Source organism: Nonomuraea maritima, from assembly GCF_900100395.1.
GTDB classification, from domain to species: domain Bacteria; phylum Actinomycetota; class Actinomycetes; order Streptosporangiales; family Streptosporangiaceae; genus Nonomuraea; species Nonomuraea maritima.
Genome location: NZ_FNFB01000014.1, coordinates 73,740 through 90,353 on the forward strand (window position 1 = coordinate 73,740; position 16,614 = coordinate 90,353).

Here is a 16,614-nt window from a genome sequence, read left to right on the forward strand (position 1 = left end):
TAAAAGAGTACTCGGGCCGCCACCCGGCTCAGACCCACTCAGGGCACATTCGCTAGCGGCTGAGCTCCCAACGAGGGCCGTGCGGGGTGTCCTCGACCGTGATGCCCGCGGCCGCGAGCTGGTCTCTGATGGCGTCGGCGGCCGCGTAGTCCTTGCGGGCCCTGGCCGCCTTGCGCTGCTCCAGCGCCACCGCCACCAGCGCGTCGACGACCGGCGCGAGGTCGGAACCTGCGCCGCGCCACTGCGGCGAGCGCGGGTCTAGACCGAGCACGTCGAGCATGTTCTGGGTCTCGGCGAGCAGGCGCGCCACCGCCTCCTTGTCGCCGCGCGCGAGCGCGACGTTGCCCTCGCGCACCACCTCGTGGACGACGGCCAGCGCCTGCGGCGTGCCGAGGTCGTCGTTGAGCGCGTCGACGAACGCCTGCGGCAGCGGCGCGTCGGCGTCGACGTCGTGGATCACCTCGGCGGCCCGCGTCACGAAGCCCTCGATCCGCTGGTACGCGGCCGCGGCCTCCTGCAGCGCCTCCTCGGAGTACTCGATCGGCGAACGGTAGTGCGGCACGGCCAGGTAGTAGCGCAGCTCGACGGGCCGTACCTTCTGCACCATCTCGGGAATCAGCAGCGAGTTGCCGAGCGACTTGCTCATCTTCTCGGCGCCGATCTTGAGCATGCCGTTGTGCATCCAGAAGTTGGCGAACCCGTCGCCCGCCGCCTGCGACTGGGCGATCTCGTTCTCGTGGTGCGGGAAGATCAGGTCGATCCCGCCGCCGTGGATGTCGAACGTCGGCCCGAGGTACTTCGTCGCCATGGCGGAGCACTCCAGGTGCCAGCCGGGACGCCCGGGGCCCCATGGCGTCGGCCACGTCGGCTCGCCCGGCTTCTCGCCCTTCCAGAGGGCGAAGTCGCGCGGGTCACGCTTGCAGGACTCGTCGTCGGTGTCGGCGGCCGCCCGCATGTTCTCGAGCTTCTGGTTGGAGAGCGAGCCGTAGCGGTCGGCGTACGACTTCACGTCGAAGTAGACGTCGCCGCCGGACGCGTACGCGTGGCCGAGTTCGATCAGGCGCTGCATCAGCGTGATCATCTCGGGCACGTGCCCGGTGGCCCGCGGCTCCACGGTCGGCGGCAGGCAGCCCAGCGTGTCGTACGCCCACGCGAAGGCACGCTGGTTGCGCTCGGCCACGACGAACCAGGGCACGTCCTCCTGGGCCGCGACCCTGATGATCTTGTCGTCGATGTCGGTGACATTGCGGCAGAACGTCACGTCATATCCGGAACGCGTGAGCCAGCGGCGCAGCACGTCGAAGTTCACACCGGAACGGATATGTCCGATATGCGGGGGAGCTTGCACCGTCGCCCCACACAGGTAAATCGACGCCCGGCCGGCTTCGACCGGAACGAATTCACGGATGGCGCGCGTACTGGTGTCGTAGATGTGCAAGCTCACAGCGCAAGGCTAACGCCTCACGCCGGTCTTCACGTCGATTAATCAGCTCCGCAAAGTGACTCTGTCGGGTGAGATCCGTACGATCAACCGCTCCGTGCCGGGCTTGTCCTCCCATGGGCGCCCTCGGTACTTCTGCGACAGCTCCTCGATCAGCGCTCCCTCCGGGTCGGGCACCATGCTCACCCGGCCGCGTACCTCCACATACCGGTACGGATCGTCAGGGTCGATGACCAGGAGACTCGCGCGCGGGTCTCGCTCGAAGTTCCGCGGCTTCCGCCGCCCCTTGACGGTGGAGAAGATCACGTCGTCGCCGTCCGTACGGATCCACACCACGGACGATTGCGGGCCGCCGTCCGGATTCAGACTGGTCACCGTGGCGTAATTAGGGGCGTCCAGGAGTTTGCGCACTTCTTCCGACAACTTGACCATGGCGTCCTCCGTGCTCGGTCAGGAACCCCATTCTTCTGTAGGCTCGAACCGCCATGGACGTGACACCCCCCTCTACGCTCCGCCGCCTGGGCATCGCTCTGGCCGGGCTCGCGGTGGCAGCACTCGCCGGCGCCGCGTGCGCGCTCTCCTTCGACGACCTGCGCGCGCTCGCCCTCACGGGCGAGGCGCGCCAGGACCTCGCGTTCCTCTATCCAGCGGCCTTCGACGCCCTTCTGGTGGTGGCGCTGCTCGGCGTCCTGCTGCTGCGCGCCGCCAGACCACTGGTACGCACCCAGGCCGCGCTCGTGCTGGTCCTGCTCCTCGCAGCGGCCGCGGCGGCCGACGTGGCCTCGGCCGTACGGTTCGTGTTCGACACGCGCCAGACGGCCATCGGCGTGGCCCTCGCACCGTGGGTGATGCTGGCCCTGGCGCTGTGGGTGTGGCTGCTGCTGATCAAGCATGTACAGGCCGGTCGCGCCGCCGCCCGCGGCGGCGACGACGGCGACACGCCGGAGCTCGACATCGTGCCTTTCGACGGCGAGCGGGCCGGCGCTTCCGCGCAGGCAGCGCCGCCCGTACCGTCAGGCGTCACCGAGCCGCTCTCCAGCCCGGTCACCGAGTGGCCCGCGCGTCCGGAACCGGGCTCGATCCCCGCTCCACGCCCGGCCGCCGACACAGAACCGCCCGACACGGCCGCCCCGCGCACCGACCCCGCCCCTTCTGACCCGCACGGGCAACCCGACCCCGAGCCCGTCCAGGACGCACAGGAGCGCCACGAGCCGGAGCCCGCGTACGACCCCGAGTTCGACGAGGGACCGGCGGTCGTGATCCTGCCCAAGGCCCCGGATCCGGTCCCCGCGTACGACCCAGAGCCCGACGAGGGACCGGCGGTCGTGATCCTGCCCAAGGCCCCCGATCCGGTGACCGCACAGGAAGATGAAGGGCTGCCAGAGGAGCCCGAGACGCGTCCCGTCCGCTGGGGCGACCGCGTCAAGCCTGCCGACGTCCTCGTCCACCCTCGCCCCTCCGAGCGGGACGACGACCGCGACGCCGACACCCAGCCCCACCCGATCGTCGAGGACAACACCCCTGACCCGCTGCACGGCCCCGAGGCCGCCGACGCGGCGGAGCCGAGGCCCCGGGTCTGGCGTGACGACGCCACGGGCCACCCAGCCGTCGACGACGACACCCCGGCCCCCTCCGGCCGCCTGCGCAGCACCCCCCGCCCTCCGGAGGACTGACCGCCCACGAACCGACCGGCAGGACACGCGGAAGGCCCGCTCGGGAGCGACTCTCCCGAGCGGGCCTTCCGTGTTCCCCGCCGGTACGCCGCAGAAGCGGCGCGGTGCCTCGCCCGTGACTGGCCACGAACCCCCAGGACCTGAACCGGTCCGACCGGCTACACCCTGGAGCCGCGCTTCAGCCCGGCGACCAGGCCGACGCCGACGATCGCCAGGACGACCTGCATCAGGAGTTCGATCCAGTCGATGCCGGACGTCGTCTCGACCCCCATCACCTGCGCGATCAGCGTCCCGACGAGTGCGGCGACGATGCCGACGACGATGGTGAGGATCCACCCGATGGCCTGCCTGCCGGGCAGCAGCAGGCGACCGATTGCGCCGATCACGGCACCGATCACGATGGCGCCGAGGATGGATTCGATGGTCATGACATGAAACCTCCCCGTGAGGGTGAGCGGTTCACTCTCACGGGGAGGCTGCTACCCGATCTACGGGGATTATGCGCCGCCTTGACGTTCGGCCTGCTCAGGTACGTGTTCTGCCTGAACGGCCCGCGCGCGAGATGCCCATGCGCGTCACGAGGAGCACACCGATGACCGCCAGCACGAGCTGGAGGATGTGTTCGATCCAGTCGATGCCCCTGGTGTCGGCCAGCCCGGCCCAATGAGCGATCAGGGTACCGATCAGAGCGGCCACGATGCCGACGATCAGCGTCAGGCCGATGGACATGTTCTGCTTGCCCGGCACCAGAAGCCGGGCGAGCGCACCGACGATGGCGCCGATGATGATGGCGGAAACGATCGCCCCGATCATGTGCAGCTCCCCCCGAGACGTTCCATGTTCTCGGAGGGCACTACCCGCGAAACGGACAAACTACCCAAACGTGAAGGAAGGCGGCGGTCCGCACCGCGCCAGTGACGGACCGCCGCCTCCGGATCAGGCGGGCTTCGGCGACGACCCCCGCCAGGACGCCCTCACGCATCCCGACATAGGACGCCCGGCACTCAGGAAAGGTTGACCACGAGCGCGGTCGCGATGGCCGCTATGCCCTCTCCGCGGCCGGTGAGCCCCAGCCCGTCGGTCGTGGTGGCGGAGACACTCACAGGCGCTCCCAGAACCGCGCCGAGGGCCTTCTCGGCCTCGGTACGGCGTGGCGCCAGCTTGGGACGGTTGCCGATCACCTGGATCGCCACGTTGCCGATCTCGAAGCCGGCGGCGCGCACCTGGCGGGCGGTCTCCTCCAGCAGCGTGGCGCCCGAGGCGCCCGCCCAGCGCGGGTCGGAGGTGCCGAAGAGGCGGCCGAGGTCACCGAGACCGGCCGCGGACAGCAGGGCGTCGCAGGCCGCGTGGGCGGCGGCGTCGCCATCGGAATGACCCTCGAGCCCACCCTCGCCCGGCCAGTGCAGGCCGGCGAGGTGGAGCTCACGCCCGGAGGCGTCAGAAGCGAACGGGTGGACGTCCACACCGACGCCCACCCGAGGAAGATTGATGTTCAGGAGTTGAGAACCTCGTCGAGCAGGGCCTCGGCCTTGTCCTCGTTGGTCTTCTCGGCGAGCGCGAGCTCGCTGACGAGGATCTGGCGCGCCTTGGCGAGCATTCGCTTCTCACCCGCGGACAGGCCACGCTCACGGTCGCGGCGCCACAGGTCGCGAACCACCTCGGCGACCTTGTTCACGTCACCGGACGCGAGCTTCTCGAGGTTGGCCTTGTAGCGACGAGACCAGTTGGTCGGCTCCTCGGTGTGCGGCATGCGAAGGACATCGAAAACCCGCTCAAGGCCTTCCTGACCGACAACATCACGCACGCCGACGAGTTCTGCGTTTTCAGCTGGCACCTGGACGGTAAGGTCGCCCTTGTCGACCTTGAGCACCAGGTAGGTCTTTTCCTCACCCTTGATGGATCGCGTCGTGATTGCTTCGATCCGAGCAGCCCCATGGTGGGGGTAGACGACAGTGTCGCCGACCTGGAAAGTCATGTGACAAGTACCCCTTCCGCTGTACTCCAGGGTACCACGCATCCACAGCCTCCCGGAACAGTGAAATCCCCATAACTGCAGGTCAAGGCGACATATTGGGGCTTGACAAGCCGTCAACAGTATGAATCGCATTTGTGGACATAGCGAATGACCTGCGGGGGCGCGGATATGACCTTGGATTGGGATCGATATGGTTGGCGCGGCAACATCACGCACGCGCGAACCATGCGCAAGACCAAGGAGAACCCGCCCGTGACCAGCCGTCGCTGGATTGTCGTAGCAGCCGCGTTCTTGGCAGCCCCCGTGCTCGCGGGCTGTGGGGCCGGATTCGACGCCACCACCAACAAGCCGTACGCGCCGAACGAGGCCGGAGTGCTGATCGACAACGCGCGATACGGCAAGGGTGACATTCACATCCCCCAGGCGTTCGTGCTCGGCCCTGACTCCGGAGCCCAGCTCCCGTGGCGTGGTTCGGCGCCGGTCTACCTGAACATCCTGAACACCGCGGGCGCTCCCGACACGCTCCAGGCCGTCACGGCGACCGGCATCGGCCCTGCCAAGCTCACGGCCCCGATCCAGCTGCCGAGCAACCAGCTCGTCAACACCGGCAAGCCGACGCCGCAGATCATGCTGGAGGCCATCCCCAAGAGCCTCAGGGGCGGCGAGAGCGTCAAGCTCGAGCTTCAGTTCGCCAACGCCGGAACGGTGTCCCTGGACGTCCCTGTGATCACGCGCAGCCGCGAGTTCGCCGACTACCCGGCGGCCCCCGGCGCGACCCCGGCTCCGACGCCCACCCCGACGCCGTCGGCCCCGGCAGAAGAGTCTCACTGACGGCATGAGAAAACCCTTGTCCCGGTACGGCATGCGTACCGGAACAAGGGTTTCTCAGTCTTCCGTAGCGTCGAACTTGTAGCCCAGACCGCGCACGGTCAGGATGCAGCGCGGGTTCGACGGGTCTGATTCGATCTTGGCGCGCAGACGCTTGACGTGGACGTCGAGCGTCTTGGTGTCGCCCACGTAGTCGGCGCCCCAGACACGGTCGATGAGCTGCCCGCGGGTCAGCACCCGGCCGGCGTTGCGCAGCAGCACCTCCAGCAGCTCGAACTCCTTCAGCGGCAGCTGCACCTGCTCACCGCGTACGGCGACCACGTGGCGGTCGACGTCCATGCGCACCGGGCCGACGGCGAGCACGGCCGTCTCCAGCTCCTCGGGCACGTCGCCCTGGCGGCGCAGCACGGCGCGGATGCGGGCGACCAGCTCGCGGGAGGAGAACGGCTTGGTGACGTAGTCGTCGGCGCCCAGTTCGAGGCCCACGACCTTGTCGATCTCGCTGTCCTTGGCCGTCAGCATGATGACCGGCACCTTCGAGCGCTGCCGCAGCGAGCGGCACACCTCGGTGCCGGGCAGCCCCGGCAGCATCAGGTCGAGCAGCACCAGGTCGGCGCCGTTGCGGTCGAACATCTCGAGCGCCTCGGGCCCGGTCCCCGCCACCGACACCTCGAAGCCCTCCTTGCGCAGCATGTAGGAGAGCGCGTCGGAGAAGGACTCCTCGTCCTCGACGACCAGCACGCGAGTCATGAGTCCTCCTTGCCCGTGCCGCGGAGGGGACGGGGTCGTACGGCGGTTGGTTCGGTTGGCTCGGTCACGGAGTTGTCTCCAGGGGAATCGAGGGTTGCAGGGGCACCGCTGTGCCGGCGAAGGCGGGCAGGCGGAGCGTGAAGGTGGAGCCGGACCCTTCCTTGCTCCAGACGGACACCTCGCCCGCGTGGGCGCCGGCGACGTGCTTGACGATGGCCAGGCCGAGTCCGGTGCCTCCGGTGGCGCGGGAGCGGGCCGCGTCGACGCGGAAGAAGCGCTCGAAGATGCGCTCCAGCGCCTCCTCAGGGATGCCGATGCCCTGGTCGCTCACGCTGATCTCGACGGAGTCGCCGGCGGGCCGCACGCTGACGACGACCCGGGTGTGCTCGGGACTGTACGCGACCGCGTTGTCGATCAGGTTGCGCAGGGCGGTGACGAGCAGATCGTCGTCGCCCCAGATGCGCAGCCCCTCGGCACCGCCGGTGACCAGGGCGATGTCCTTGGCAGAGGCCTTGGTGTTGCAGTGGTCGATCGCGACCTGGACGGCATCGTCGATGGAGACCTGGCCGGGGGTGGGAATGGGCTCGGCGCCCTGGATCCGGCTGAGCGTGATCAGGTCCTGGATGAGGTAGTTGAGCCGGGCCGCCTCGAGCTGCATGCGGCCGGCGAACCGGCTGACCGCCTCGGGGTCGTCGGCGGCGTCCTGGATGGTCTCGGCGAGCAGGCTCAGGGCGCCCACCGGGGTCTTCAGCTCGTGGCTGACGTTGGCGACGAAGTCGCGGCGCACGGCCTCGACGCGACGCCGCTCGGTCTGGTCCTCGGCGAGCACGAGCACCTGCCCGTACGTGCCGAGGGGCGCCACCCGGACGGCGAAGTTCGTCGTCTCCTGGCCGAACTTGTGACCGGCGACGTCGATCTCGCTCTCGCGGATCTCGCCGTCACGGCGTACCTGCCGGGCCAGGGCGAGGAGTTCGGCGGCCATCAGCCGATCGCCCTTGACCAGGCCGAACGCCCGCGCGGCCGAGCTGGCGCGCAGGACGCGGTCGTGGGCGTCCAGCACGACGGCGGAGGAGGGCAGGACGGCCAGCACCGACGCGACGCCCTGCGGGAGCGCGGCGCCCGTCTCGACGCCGTCGTCCGTGCCGGTGCGGCGGGGAGCCTCGATCTGGTTGCGGTAGAAGAGGACTGCCAGCGCGCCCACCACGAACCCGGCCAGGGCCGTGACGCTCATGGCCATCTCACTCATGCCTCCGATGGTAGGTGGCCCTTTGCAAGGGACAGACCCCCCATCGAGGGATGAACGGCCCTTTCTGCGAATGTTCATCTGACGGTCGAAGTTCGTTCATCGAAACCGCTTTACGGTGACGGCATGCGCGACGCGTACCATGAAGAACTTGACTCGTTGACGGACAAACTGGTGGAGATGACCCGCCTCGTCCGGTCGGCCATCTCCCGCGCCACCACGGCGCTCCTCGACTCCGACCTGCAGCTCGCCGAGAGCGTCATCTCGCGCGACCAGGAAGTGAACTCGGTGTTCGCCGACATCGAGGCGTCCATCTTCGATCTGATGGCCAGGCAGCAGCCCGTCGCGGTCGACCTCCGCATGGTCATCACGGCGCTGCGCATGGGCACCGACCTCGAACGCATGGGCGACCTCGCGGTGCACGTCGCCAAGGTGGCCCGGCTGCGGCACCCGGTCTCGGCCATCCCGCCGCAGCTGCGCTCCACCATCCTGGAGATGGGCCAGATCGCGGAGAACCTCGTCACGAAGGCGGGCAGCTGCGTGGCGTCCCGCGACGTCGACTCGGCGCTGGAGCTGGAGCAGGACGACGACGCGATGGACCGCCTGCACCGCAAGCTGTTCAAGAGCATCCTGAGCGAGGAGTGGGCGCACGGCGTCGAGCCTGCGATCGACATCACGCTGGTGGGCCGCTACTACGAGCGCTACGCCGACCACGCCGTACGCGTCGCCCACGACGTGGTCTACCTCGTGACAGGAGCCCGCCCCAACTGACCCGCCGCACCGGCCCCGACCCGCCGCCGCGCGCTATCTTGCCCAGCATGGACGACGAGGCGCGGCGGACGGCCGAGCGGGTGGCCGGCGACGGCGGGCTCGCCGGCCTGCGGCGGCTGACGGAGACGATCATCGCCGCGGAGGCCCTGCGCACCCGCATCATCGACGACCTGCGCGGCCACGGGTTCGCCGGCTGGGACGAGATCGGCCGCGCCTGCGGCATGACCGGGCAGAGCGCCGTCCGGCGGTGGTCGAAGCCGTTGCACGCGACCTCTTTCGGGGCCGCGGCGGACGTGTACGAGCGCGGGCGTCCCGGCTACCCGCCCGAGGCGATCGCCTGGCTCGTGCCCGGCGACGCCCGGCGCGTCCTCGACCTGGGGGCGGGCACGGGCAAGCTCACCCGGCAGCTGGCCGGCGCGGGCTTCGACGTCGTGGCGGTCGAACCGCTGGAGGAGATGCGCGGGCGGCTGCGCGAGGCGGCGCCCGGCGTGTCCGTGCGAGAGGGCAGCGCCGAACGCGTCCCGCTGCCCGACGGCAGTGTCGACGCCGTCGTGGCCGCGCAGGCCTGGCACTGGTTCGACCCCGCACGGGCGGTGCCCGAGGTGGCCAGGGTGCTCGCCCCCGGCGGGACGCTGTCGCTGGTGTGGAACCTGCGCGACCTGTCGGAGCCGTGGGTGTTCGTCCTCGACCAGATCCTCCACCAGCACAGCCGGCAGGTGATCGACACCCGTCCGCCGGTCGGGAGGCCGTTCGGCGCGCCTGAGCACGCCGAGTTCCGCTGGCGGCAGCCGATGCCCCGCGAGGGGCTCGTCGACCTGGTCGCCTCGCGCAGCTACGTGATCTCGCTGGCCGACGCCGACCGGCGCCGCCTGCTCGACGAGGTGGCCGAACTGCTCGACACGCACCCCGACCTCAAGGGCCGCGACGAGATCACGGTGCCGTACGTCACCCACTGCACCCGCCTGAGGTCAGAACGGGTTCTCTGAGCCGAACCTCCGGGCCTTGTCGACGCAGTCGGGGCAGACAGGGACGTCGGTGGACCGGGCCACCGCCTCGGGCGTGGCAGGACGCAGCGTGCCGAAGAAGGTGATGCCGGGCGGGAGGCCGGTCTCGGGATCGACCAGGAACGTCACGACCTCTTTCGGGTCATGACGGAAGACGCGCTTGCACGCGTAGCACTCGCCCGAGATCTCCGCCCGCTCGTCCGGCATCGGGAACCTCAGCGGCCCTGGTTGGCTACCGCTTCGATCGCGGCCTTCGCCGCCTCGGGGTCGAGGTAGCGGCCGCCGCGCACGGTCGGCCGGTAGTCGGCGTCGAGGTCGTAGACGAGGGGGATGCCCGTGGGGATGTTCAGGCCGGCGATCTCGTCGTCGCCGATGCCGTCGAGGTGCTTGACCAGGGCCCGCAGGGAGTTGCCGTGGGCCGCCACCAGCACCGTGCGACCGGCCGCGAGCTCGGGGAGGATCTCGTCGTACCAGTACGGCAGCATGCGGTCGACGACGTCCTTCAGGCACTCGGTGCGCGGCATGAGCTCCGGCGGCAGCAGGGCGTAGCGCGGGTCGCCGAACTGGGAGAACTCGTCGTCGTCGGCGATGGGCGGCGGCGGCACGTCGTAGGAGCGGCGCCAGAGCATGAACTGCTCGTCGCCGAACTCGTCACGGGTCTGCGCCTTGTTCTTGCCCTGCAGGGCGCCGTAGTGGCGCTCGTTGAGCCGCCAGCTGCGCTTGACCGGCAGCCAGCTCAGGTCGGCCTCACCCAACGCCAGCTGGGCCGTCTGGATGGCCCTGGTCAGCAGGCTGGTGTGGACGACGTCGGGGCGCAGCCCCGCCTCCTGCAGGAGTTTGCCGCCGCGGCGGGCCTCGTCCTCACCCTTGGCCGACAGGCTCACGTCAACCCAACCGGTGAACAGGCCCTTCGCGTTCCAGTCGCTCTCGCCATGCCTCAGCAGCACCAAAGTCGCCATGCCGACAATCCTATGGTCGTCCGACCGGTTCACCGATCGGGGTCGGCGAAGCGGGCGAAGGCCTGCAAGTTGGCGAGCGACTCGCCTCGACTGGCGCGCCAGGCCCACTCGCGCCGGATCGACGAGGCGAAGCCCAGCTCGAGCGCCCGGTCGAACCAGTCGTCGGAGTACGTCAGCACGCACCCGAGCAGCCGGTCGATCTCCTCCTCGCTGACGGCCGCGAGCGGCACGCGGCCCACGAGGTAGACGTCACCCACGGCGTCGAGGGAGAAGTGGACGCCGTACATCGAGCCGTTCTTGCCGAGCAGCCACCGGTAGAACTCGGCGTGGTTCTCGTCAGGCTGGCGGCAGAAGAACGCCTCGACGTGCAGGGCGCGCTCGCCCACGATCAGCCAGGTCATGGTGGCGAGCTTGTGCTGCCCGGGGAGTTTGGCGAGGAACGCCCCGGGCCGCGGCTCCTCGTACGACACGTCCGCGGCCTTGAGGGCGGCTTCGACGACTTCGCGCATGCCGATCAGGATAGAAGCACGCGCGCCGCTCACACATTGGCCGCGAGCGGCGCCTTGCGGAGATTGGCGACGGCTCCTGCGTACACGTCCATGAGGCGTGCGGCGGTGGCCTGCCAGCCGAAGGCGGCCGCGTGGCCGCGGGCGCTGCGCGAGAGCTCCTCGCGCCGCCACGGCGCAGTGACGAAGCCCCGCAGCACGCGGGCCCATTCGACGGGGTCGTGTCCGTCCACGAGCACTCCGGACACACCGTCGCGTACGGCGGTGCGCAGGCCGCCCACCGCGGCGGCGATCACGGGGGTGCCGCACGCCTGCGACTCCAGCGCGACGAGCCCGAACGACTCGTTGTGCGACGGGACGACGGTGACGCACGCGGCCCGGTACCAGTCGGCCAGCTCCGCCTGGGGAGCCGGAGGGACGAGCCGTACGAGGTCGGAGATGCCGAGTTCGGCGGCGAGGTCGGTGAGCAGCGAGGGCCTGGCGAGGCCGTTGCCCGAGGGTCCGCCCACGCAGACGACCACGAGCCGCTCGCGCAGGGACGGATCGTCGGCGACCATCCTGGCGGCGGCGCGCAGCAGCACGTCGGGGGCCTTGAGCGGCTGGATGCGGCCGACGAACAGCAGCACGAACGCGTCCGGGGGCAGCCCGAGCCGATGGCGGGCGACCTGCTGCGATCCGGGACGGAAGACGCTGAGGTTGACGCCGGGGTTCACGACGGCGACGCGGCTCTCGTCGGCGCAGTACAGGTCCATCAGCTCACTGGCCTCGGCGGCGGTGTTGGCGACGAGGCGGTCGGCGACCGAGACGACCTGTTCCTCGCCGATCACGCGGGCCTGGGGCTCCGGCTTGTCGCCGCGGGCGAGGAGCAGGTTCTTGACCTTGGCCATGGTGTGCATGGTGTGCACGAGCGGGACGCCCCAGCGTTCCTTGGCCAGCCAGCCGACCTGCCCGGACAGCCAGTAGTGGGAGTGGATGAGGTCGTAGCGGCCGGGGTCGTACATGGCCTCGGTGCGCAGCACCCCCGACACGAACGCGCACAGCTGCGCGGGCAGCTCCCTGCGGTCCAGTTCCTCGTACGGACCGGCGGTGAGGTGACGGACGAGCACGCCAGGGGCGAGCTCGGCCACGGGAGGCAGGTCACGCGCGGTCGCCCGGGTGAAGATCTCCACCTCCACGCCGAGCTGGGCCAGCCGCTTGGCCGACTCCACGATGTACACGTTCATGCCACCCGCGTCGCCCGTTCCTGGCTGATCGAGCGGCGATGTGTGCATGCTGATGGTCGCGACCCGCCTGACCGGACGTCGCCTCACTAGACACCACCTCCGGAAAGTTGTTAACCACCCCAAATATTTCGAAATTCCCGAAACATCCCCTCATGTGACAAGAGGAACAGAACGCTCCCCCTCGCGAACCGAGAAGAGGGAGGCTGAAAACGCGGGCCGATCCTATTGTCTATATTTCCGCCATGCGTAAGGGGAAATTAAACGTTGCCGTCACGGGCTGGCAGGATGGGCGCATGCGGAAGACGGCTGTGGTAACAGGTGCGAGCAGCGGGATCGGGGAGGCGACCGCGCGGCGGCTCGCGGCCGAGGGGTACGACGTCGTGGCGGGCGCCCGGCGCCGCGACCGGCTCGAGAAGCTGGCCGCGGAGTCGCCCTCGATCAGGCCCGTGACGCTCGACGTCACCTCGCAGGAGTCGGTGGACGCGCTCGCCGCCTCCCTCGAACGCTGCGACGTGCTGGTCAACAACGCCGGCGGCGCGCTCGGCTCCGACCCGGTGGCCGGGAGCGACGTCGACGAGTGGCAGCGGATGTACGACACGAACGTGCTCGGCTCGCTGCGCATGACCAGGGCGCTCATGCCCGCGCTCGTCGAGTCCGGCGACGGCGTCCTCGTCATGCTCACCTCGACGGCGGGCCACACCGCGTACGAGGGCGGGGGCGGCTACGTCGCCGCCAAGCACGCCCAGCGCACGATGGCCGAGACGCTCCGGCTCGAGCTCGTCGGGCAGCCGGTCCGGGTGGTCGAGATCGCGCCCGGCATGGTGCAGACCGAGGGGTTCGCGGTGACCCGGTTCCGCGGCGACGCGGAGCGGGCGGCGCAGGTGTACGAAGGCGTGCCTGGCCCGCTCACCTCCGACGACGTGGCCGACGCCATCGCCTGGGCCGTGACGCGGCCCGCCCACGTCAACATCGACCGCATGGTCATCCGCCCCAGGGCACAGGCCGCGCAGCACAAGGTGCACCGCGTACGTGACTAGACCGGTCGGGGCCGTCACGCGGGGCACGACCGGGCACAACCGGCTGCGGCGCAGCGACCGCTGGGTCGCGGCCGTGCACGGGCGACTGCTGCGCGCCACACCGCGCCCCCTTGTGGTGGACCTCGGCTACGGCGCCTCGCCCACCACGACGCTGGAACTGTTCGACCGGCTGCGCCGGGTGGCGCCCGCCGTCGAGGTGGTCGGCGTCGAGATCGACCCGGTCAGGGTCGCGGTGGCCAAGCCGTACGAACGCGAGGGGCTGAGTTTCCGGCTCGGCGGGTTCGAACTGCCCGTCCCGCGCCCGCCGACGCTGGTGCGGGCCTTCAACGTGCTGCGCCAGTACGGCGAGTCCGAGGCGTGGCACTACTGGGACGTGCTCACCGGCAAGCTGGCGCCCGGCGGAGTGCTGGTCGAGGGCACCTCGTCGGAGAACGGCCGGCGGGCGGTCTGGGTGGGCCTGTCACCCGAGGGGCCGCGGACGATCACCTTCGCGGCCCGCTTCGACGCCTTCGAACGGCCTTCCGACCTGGCCGACCGGCTGCCGAAGACCCTGATCCACCGGAACGTGCCGGGTGAGCGCATCCATGCGTTCCTGAGCGACTTCGACCACGCCTGGGCGGTCAGCGCTCCGTACGGCGTGCACGGGCGGCGGCAGCGGTGGCTGGCCGCGGTGCGGTTCCTGGCGCTGACGTGGCCCGTGTCGGCGCGCCCGCCGCTGGGCGGCCCGGCCAGGTGGCGGCTCGGTGAGCTCACCCTGCCCTGGTCGGCCGTGGGCCCCCGGTAGATCTTCACAGGCGCGCTTCGAACACCGCGTACGCCGCCGAGTCGAACAGGACGAACCGGATGTCCTCCACGGCCGTGTCGGCCTGGCGCACCGTCTCCAGGGAGATCCTGGCGGCGTCGTCCATCGGCCAGCCGTACACGCCGGTCGAGACCGCGGGGAACGCCACCGACCGCGCGCCGAGCTCGTCGGCCACCCGCAGCGACGCGCGGTAGCACGACGCCAGCAGACCCGAGCGGTCCTCGGTCCGCGAGTGGACCGGCCCGACCGTGTGGATCACCCACCGGGCCGGGAGCCGCCCGGCCGTCGTGGCGACGGCCTCACCGGTCGGCAGTCCCTTGCCGTAGCGGGAGGCGCGCAGCAGCCGGCACTCGGCCAGGATCTCGGGACCGCCGCGGCGGTGGATCGCGCCGTCGACGCCTCCTCCGCCGAGCAGCGAGGAGTTGGCGGCGTTGACGACGGCATCGACGGACTGTTCGGTGATGTCGCCGTGTACCAGCGTGATCTGCATTCCACCGACCGTGTCAGCGGGGGCCGCCGGTTGGCAAGCACAATGTGGTGTGCGCCCCGAATGCCAGCTCGACACGTTGTAGAGCTAGTCTGAAGAGCGTGAAGGGTCTCGGCGAGCTTGAACGCAGCATCATGGACATCCTCTGGGCGGAGCACACCCCGTTGACCGCCCGCGAGGTCGGCAAACTCATCGCCGACCGCGACCTTGCCCCCACCACGGTCATGACCGTCCTCGATCGCCTCACCCGTAAGGGCTTCCTCCAGCGCACCCGTGATGGCCGCGCATGGCGGTACGAACCGGCGGAAAGCCGCGACGCGTACATCGCCGAGCTTATGCTGGAGGCCCTGGACATGACGGGCGACCGTTCGGCCGCCCTGACCCGCTTCGCCCAGGCCGTGTCCGGCCCTGAGGCGGAGATCCTGCGCAGAGCCCTTACGGAGCTGGAGGACGAGTGATCACGGCAGCGGTGCTGGCAGCGCTCGCCACCGCGTGCGCAGTCGGCTCCTGGCGTTTCACCACGGCCCGCTGGACCTCACGCGCTCCCCGGCTGGCCATCATCCTCTGGCAGTCCCTCGGGGTCTCCTGGGGCCTCGCCACCACCGGCGCCATGCTCGCCTACGCCGTCCAGCCGTACGGCACCGGCGTGCTGCACGGGCTCATCGAGTTCGGCAGCGGCGAGGCGCCCGCGCACGAGTGGGACGCGCTGCACGTGCTGGCCCTGATCGCGGGGCTCACCGCGCTGACCGTGCTGATCGCGGTGCTGCTCACCGCCGGCGTGCAGACGCTGCGCGCGCGACGCCGGCACCGCATCCTGCTCCGCCTGATCGCCCACGACGACCCCGGCGTCCCTGGCGTGCGCGTGCTGGCCCATCCGGGCGCGGCCGCCTACTGCGTGCCGGGGCTGCGCTCGCAGGTCGTGGTGAGCGAGGGCGCGCTCAAGCTGCTGTCGGAGGGCGAGCTCAAGGCCGTGCTGGCGCACGAGGCGGCGCACGTCCGCGAGCGGCACGACCTGGTGCTGCTGCCGTTCACCGCGCTGCGCCGGGCGATGCCCTGGTCGAAGGTGGTCGCCGAGGCGCAGGCGCAGGTCGAGCTGCTGATCGAGATGGCCGCTGACGACCGTGCCCGCCGCTACTGCTCTCCCCGCCGCCTGGCCACCGCCCTGCTTCGCTTCGGTACGGCGGGCGCGATGCCGAACCCGAACGGCACCCTGGGCGTGCACGCCCACCACGTCATGGCCAGGGTCGAGCGGCTGATCGAACCGCTGCCGGAACTGGACATTCCGACGCGTTACGGCTTTATGGTGCTCGCCATCGCCTTGGTCACGGCTACCCCATTTCTCTGGGTCATTCAGCTTTGATGCTTGCCACGGTTAACCACCGTGTTTGCAATTGCAAGCACCGCGAGGCAGACTGGGGCCATGGCACTACCCAAAGTCGGCTCGATCGGTGAATACATCCGCGAGCAGCGGCAGCAGGCGAAGATCTCGCTGCGCCAGCTCGCGGAGGCTGCGGGGGTCTCGAACCCCTACCTCAGCCAGATCGAGCGCGGCCTGCGCAAGCCGAGCGCCGAGATCCTCAACCAGATCGCCAAGGGTCTGCGGATCTCGTCGCAGGTGCTCTACGTGCAGGCGGGCCTCATCGAGGACCGCGAGCCGCCGAGCGACGTGATCACCGCGATCAGAGCCGACGCACTTCTGAGCGAGCGGCAACGTCAGGTGCTGATCGACATCTATGAGTCGTTCCGCAAGGAGAAGCGCGCCGAAGACGAGCAGACCTCCCAGAACGCTCGTCCCCGGCACGACTCCGATCCGGACGACGAACCGCTGCCGGAGGAGTATCGCGCCGCTCTTGAGCCCTATGCGGCGCCCTCAGGCAACGGCGACGTCACCCAGGAAACCAAGGAAGGTTAACCC

Annotated in this window: 22 protein-coding genes; 9 read left to right on the forward strand and 13 right to left on the reverse strand. The window is 70.0% G+C overall.

Going from position 1 to position 16,614, the window contains the following annotated elements:
* Window positions 1-52: 52 nt before the first annotated feature.
* A complete protein-coding gene (gene cysS / locus BLR04_RS22205) occupies window positions 53-1,444 on the reverse strand; it encodes a cysteine--tRNA ligase (RefSeq protein ID WP_090768564.1) in 1,392 nt (463 codons plus the stop codon).
* A gap of 42 nt (window positions 1,445-1,486) precedes the next feature.
* A complete protein-coding gene (locus BLR04_RS22210; protein WP_090768567.1) occupies window positions 1,487-1,873 on the reverse strand; it encodes a PPOX class F420-dependent oxidoreductase in 387 nt (128 codons plus the stop codon).
* A 59-nt stretch (window positions 1,874-1,932) separates the two neighbouring features.
* On the opposite strand from BLR04_RS22210, the gene BLR04_RS22215 reads away from it, so the two are divergent.
* A complete protein-coding gene (locus BLR04_RS22215; RefSeq protein WP_218129108.1) occupies window positions 1,933-3,114 on the forward strand; it encodes a DUF2637 domain-containing protein in 1,182 nt (393 codons plus the stop codon).
* 158 nt (window positions 3,115-3,272) lie between these two features.
* Here the strand turns inward: BLR04_RS22215 and BLR04_RS22220 are convergent, their stop codons facing one another.
* The 4 genes from BLR04_RS22220 to BLR04_RS22235 all read right to left on the reverse strand — a co-directional run bounded on the left by BLR04_RS22220 (window position 3,273) and on the right by BLR04_RS22235 (window position 5,089).
* Window positions 3,273-3,542, reverse strand: coding sequence for a GlsB/YeaQ/YmgE family stress response membrane protein (locus BLR04_RS22220; protein WP_090768573.1), 270 nt, complete (start codon window positions 3,540-3,542; stop codon window positions 3,273-3,275).
* 97 nt (window positions 3,543-3,639) lie between these two features.
* The gene (locus BLR04_RS22225) at window positions 3,640-3,927 is read right to left on the reverse strand and encodes a GlsB/YeaQ/YmgE family stress response membrane protein (protein WP_090768575.1); all 288 of its coding nucleotides are present in this window, start codon (window positions 3,925-3,927) and stop codon (window positions 3,640-3,642) included.
* A gap of 191 nt (window positions 3,928-4,118) precedes the next feature.
* On the reverse strand, window positions 4,119-4,589 hold the full coding sequence (ispF, locus tag BLR04_RS22230) for a 2-C-methyl-D-erythritol 2,4-cyclodiphosphate synthase (RefSeq protein ID WP_090768578.1): 471 nt from the start codon (window positions 4,587-4,589) through the stop codon (window positions 4,119-4,121).
* A gap of 17 nt (window positions 4,590-4,606) precedes the next feature.
* Entirely contained in the window at window positions 4,607-5,089 is a 483-nt protein-coding gene (locus BLR04_RS22235) for a CarD family transcriptional regulator (RefSeq protein WP_020544658.1), read from the reverse strand.
* A 225-nt stretch (window positions 5,090-5,314) separates the two neighbouring features.
* On the opposite strand from BLR04_RS22235, the gene BLR04_RS22240 reads away from it, so the two are divergent.
* Entirely contained in the window at window positions 5,315-5,920 is a 606-nt protein-coding gene (locus tag BLR04_RS22240; RefSeq protein WP_245740413.1) for a copper chaperone PCu(A)C domain-containing protein, read from the forward strand.
* A gap of 54 nt (window positions 5,921-5,974) precedes the next feature.
* On the opposite strand, the gene BLR04_RS22245 is transcribed toward BLR04_RS22240, so the two are convergent.
* Both BLR04_RS22245 and BLR04_RS22250 read right to left on the reverse strand, forming a co-directional pair.
* Window positions 5,975-6,667 carry a response regulator transcription factor gene (locus tag BLR04_RS22245; RefSeq protein WP_090768584.1) on the reverse strand — a complete coding sequence of 231 codons (693 nt, stop codon included), beginning with the start codon at window positions 6,665-6,667 and terminating at the stop codon, window positions 5,975-5,977.
* Window positions 6,668-6,731: 64 nt separating this feature from the next.
* Window positions 6,732-7,913, reverse strand: a complete 1,182-nt coding sequence (locus BLR04_RS22250; protein ID WP_090768587.1) for a sensor histidine kinase — start codon at window positions 7,911-7,913, stop codon at window positions 6,732-6,734.
* Between the two features lie 123 nt (window positions 7,914-8,036).
* Here BLR04_RS22250 and phoU point away from each other — a divergent pair, with 123 nt between their 5' ends.
* On the forward strand, window positions 8,037-8,681 hold the full coding sequence (gene phoU / locus BLR04_RS22255) for a phosphate signaling complex protein PhoU (protein ID WP_090768590.1): 645 nt from the start codon (window positions 8,037-8,039) through the stop codon (window positions 8,679-8,681).
* Window positions 8,682-8,728: 47 nt separating this feature from the next.
* Window positions 8,729-9,667, forward strand: coding sequence for a class I SAM-dependent methyltransferase (locus tag BLR04_RS22260; protein ID WP_090768593.1), 939 nt, complete (start codon window positions 8,729-8,731; stop codon window positions 9,665-9,667).
* Here BLR04_RS22260 and BLR04_RS22265 read toward each other — a convergent pair.
* Genes BLR04_RS22265 through mshA form a run of 4 tightly spaced genes read right to left on the reverse strand, consistent with a single transcriptional unit; the run spans window position 9,650 to window position 12,460 of the window.
* Window positions 9,650-9,892, reverse strand: a complete 243-nt coding sequence (locus BLR04_RS22265) for a hypothetical protein (RefSeq protein WP_090768596.1) — start codon at window positions 9,890-9,892, stop codon at window positions 9,650-9,652. The genes BLR04_RS22260 and BLR04_RS22265 overlap by 18 nt on opposite strands.
* Before the next feature lie 8 nt (window positions 9,893-9,900).
* The gene (locus BLR04_RS22270; RefSeq protein ID WP_090768599.1) at window positions 9,901-10,644 is read right to left on the reverse strand and encodes a phosphoglyceromutase; all 744 of its coding nucleotides are present in this window, start codon (window positions 10,642-10,644) and stop codon (window positions 9,901-9,903) included.
* Window positions 10,645-10,673: 29 nt separating this feature from the next.
* A complete protein-coding gene (locus BLR04_RS22275; RefSeq protein ID WP_090768601.1) occupies window positions 10,674-11,153 on the reverse strand; it encodes a type III secretion system chaperone family protein in 480 nt (159 codons plus the stop codon).
* Window positions 11,154-11,182: 29 nt separating this feature from the next.
* Entirely contained in the window at window positions 11,183-12,460 is a 1,278-nt protein-coding gene (gene mshA, locus BLR04_RS22280) for a D-inositol-3-phosphate glycosyltransferase (protein WP_281191596.1), read from the reverse strand.
* A 206-nt stretch (window positions 12,461-12,666) separates the two neighbouring features.
* On the opposite strand from mshA, the gene BLR04_RS22285 reads away from it, so the two are divergent.
* A complete protein-coding gene (locus BLR04_RS22285; RefSeq protein WP_090768607.1) occupies window positions 12,667-13,410 on the forward strand; it encodes an SDR family NAD(P)-dependent oxidoreductase in 744 nt (247 codons plus the stop codon).
* Complete coding sequence (locus tag BLR04_RS22290) at window positions 13,403-14,194, forward strand: SAM-dependent methyltransferase (protein ID WP_090768610.1); 792 nt, start codon at window positions 13,403-13,405, stop codon at window positions 14,192-14,194. The genes BLR04_RS22285 and BLR04_RS22290 overlap by 8 nt, the downstream gene beginning before the upstream one ends.
* A gap of 4 nt (window positions 14,195-14,198) precedes the next feature.
* Here the strand turns inward: BLR04_RS22290 and BLR04_RS22295 are convergent, their stop codons facing one another.
* Window positions 14,199-14,702, reverse strand: a complete 504-nt coding sequence (locus BLR04_RS22295; RefSeq protein WP_090768613.1) for an O-acetyl-ADP-ribose deacetylase — start codon at window positions 14,700-14,702, stop codon at window positions 14,199-14,201.
* A 98-nt stretch (window positions 14,703-14,800) separates the two neighbouring features.
* Here BLR04_RS22295 and BLR04_RS22300 point away from each other — a divergent pair, with 98 nt between their 5' ends.
* Genes BLR04_RS22300 through BLR04_RS22310 form a run of 3 tightly spaced genes read left to right on the forward strand, consistent with a single transcriptional unit; the run spans window position 14,801 to window position 16,611 of the window.
* Complete coding sequence (locus BLR04_RS22300) at window positions 14,801-15,157, forward strand: BlaI/MecI/CopY family transcriptional regulator (RefSeq protein ID WP_090768616.1); 357 nt, start codon at window positions 14,801-14,803, stop codon at window positions 15,155-15,157.
* Window positions 15,154-16,059, forward strand: coding sequence for a M56 family metallopeptidase (locus BLR04_RS22305; protein ID WP_090768618.1), 906 nt, complete (start codon window positions 15,154-15,156; stop codon window positions 16,057-16,059). The genes BLR04_RS22300 and BLR04_RS22305 overlap by 4 nt, the downstream gene beginning before the upstream one ends.
* A gap of 60 nt (window positions 16,060-16,119) precedes the next feature.
* Window positions 16,120-16,611, forward strand: a complete 492-nt coding sequence (locus BLR04_RS22310; protein ID WP_090768620.1) for a helix-turn-helix domain-containing protein — start codon at window positions 16,120-16,122, stop codon at window positions 16,609-16,611.
* The last annotated feature ends 3 nt before the right edge of the window (window positions 16,612-16,614 follow it).

What these genes read in the sequence shown, in the direction of transcription:
- BLR04_RS22210 (WP_090768567.1), bottom strand. Translation starts at nt 1,873, where the DNA reads ATGGTCAAGTTGTCGGAAGAAGTGCGCAAACTCCTGGACGCCCCTAAT.
- BLR04_RS22220 (WP_090768573.1), bottom strand. Translation starts at nt 3,542, where the DNA reads ATGACCATCGAATCCATCCTCGGCGCCATCGTGATCGGTGCCGTGATC.
- BLR04_RS22225 (WP_090768575.1), bottom strand. Translation starts at nt 3,927, where the DNA reads ATGATCGGGGCGATCGTTTCCGCCATCATCATCGGCGCCATCGTCGGT.
- BLR04_RS22235 (WP_020544658.1), bottom strand. Translation starts at nt 5,089, where the DNA reads ATGACTTTCCAGGTCGGCGACACTGTCGTCTACCCCCACCATGGGGCT.
- BLR04_RS22240 (WP_245740413.1), top strand. Translation starts at nt 5,315, where the DNA reads ATGCGCAAGACCAAGGAGAACCCGCCCGTGACCAGCCGTCGCTGGATT.
- BLR04_RS22245 (WP_090768584.1), bottom strand. Translation starts at nt 6,667, where the DNA reads ATGACTCGCGTGCTGGTCGTCGAGGACGAGGAGTCCTTCTCCGACGCG.
- BLR04_RS22250 (WP_090768587.1), bottom strand. Translation starts at nt 7,913, where the DNA reads ATGAGTGAGATGGCCATGAGCGTCACGGCCCTGGCCGGGTTCGTGGTG.
- phoU (WP_090768590.1), top strand. Translation starts at nt 8,037, where the DNA reads ATGCGCGACGCGTACCATGAAGAACTTGACTCGTTGACGGACAAACTG.
- BLR04_RS22260 (WP_090768593.1), top strand. Translation starts at nt 8,729, where the DNA reads ATGGACGACGAGGCGCGGCGGACGGCCGAGCGGGTGGCCGGCGACGGC.
- BLR04_RS22265 (WP_090768596.1), bottom strand. Translation starts at nt 9,892, where the DNA reads ATGCCGGACGAGCGGGCGGAGATCTCGGGCGAGTGCTACGCGTGCAAG.
- BLR04_RS22270 (WP_090768599.1), bottom strand. Translation starts at nt 10,644, where the DNA reads ATGGCGACTTTGGTGCTGCTGAGGCATGGCGAGAGCGACTGGAACGCG.
- BLR04_RS22275 (WP_090768601.1), bottom strand. Translation starts at nt 11,153, where the DNA reads ATGCGCGAAGTCGTCGAAGCCGCCCTCAAGGCCGCGGACGTGTCGTAC.
- BLR04_RS22285 (WP_090768607.1), top strand. Translation starts at nt 12,667, where the DNA reads ATGCGGAAGACGGCTGTGGTAACAGGTGCGAGCAGCGGGATCGGGGAG.
- BLR04_RS22295 (WP_090768613.1), bottom strand. Translation starts at nt 14,702, where the DNA reads ATGCAGATCACGCTGGTACACGGCGACATCACCGAACAGTCCGTCGAT.
- BLR04_RS22310 (WP_090768620.1), top strand. Translation starts at nt 16,120, where the DNA reads ATGGCACTACCCAAAGTCGGCTCGATCGGTGAATACATCCGCGAGCAG.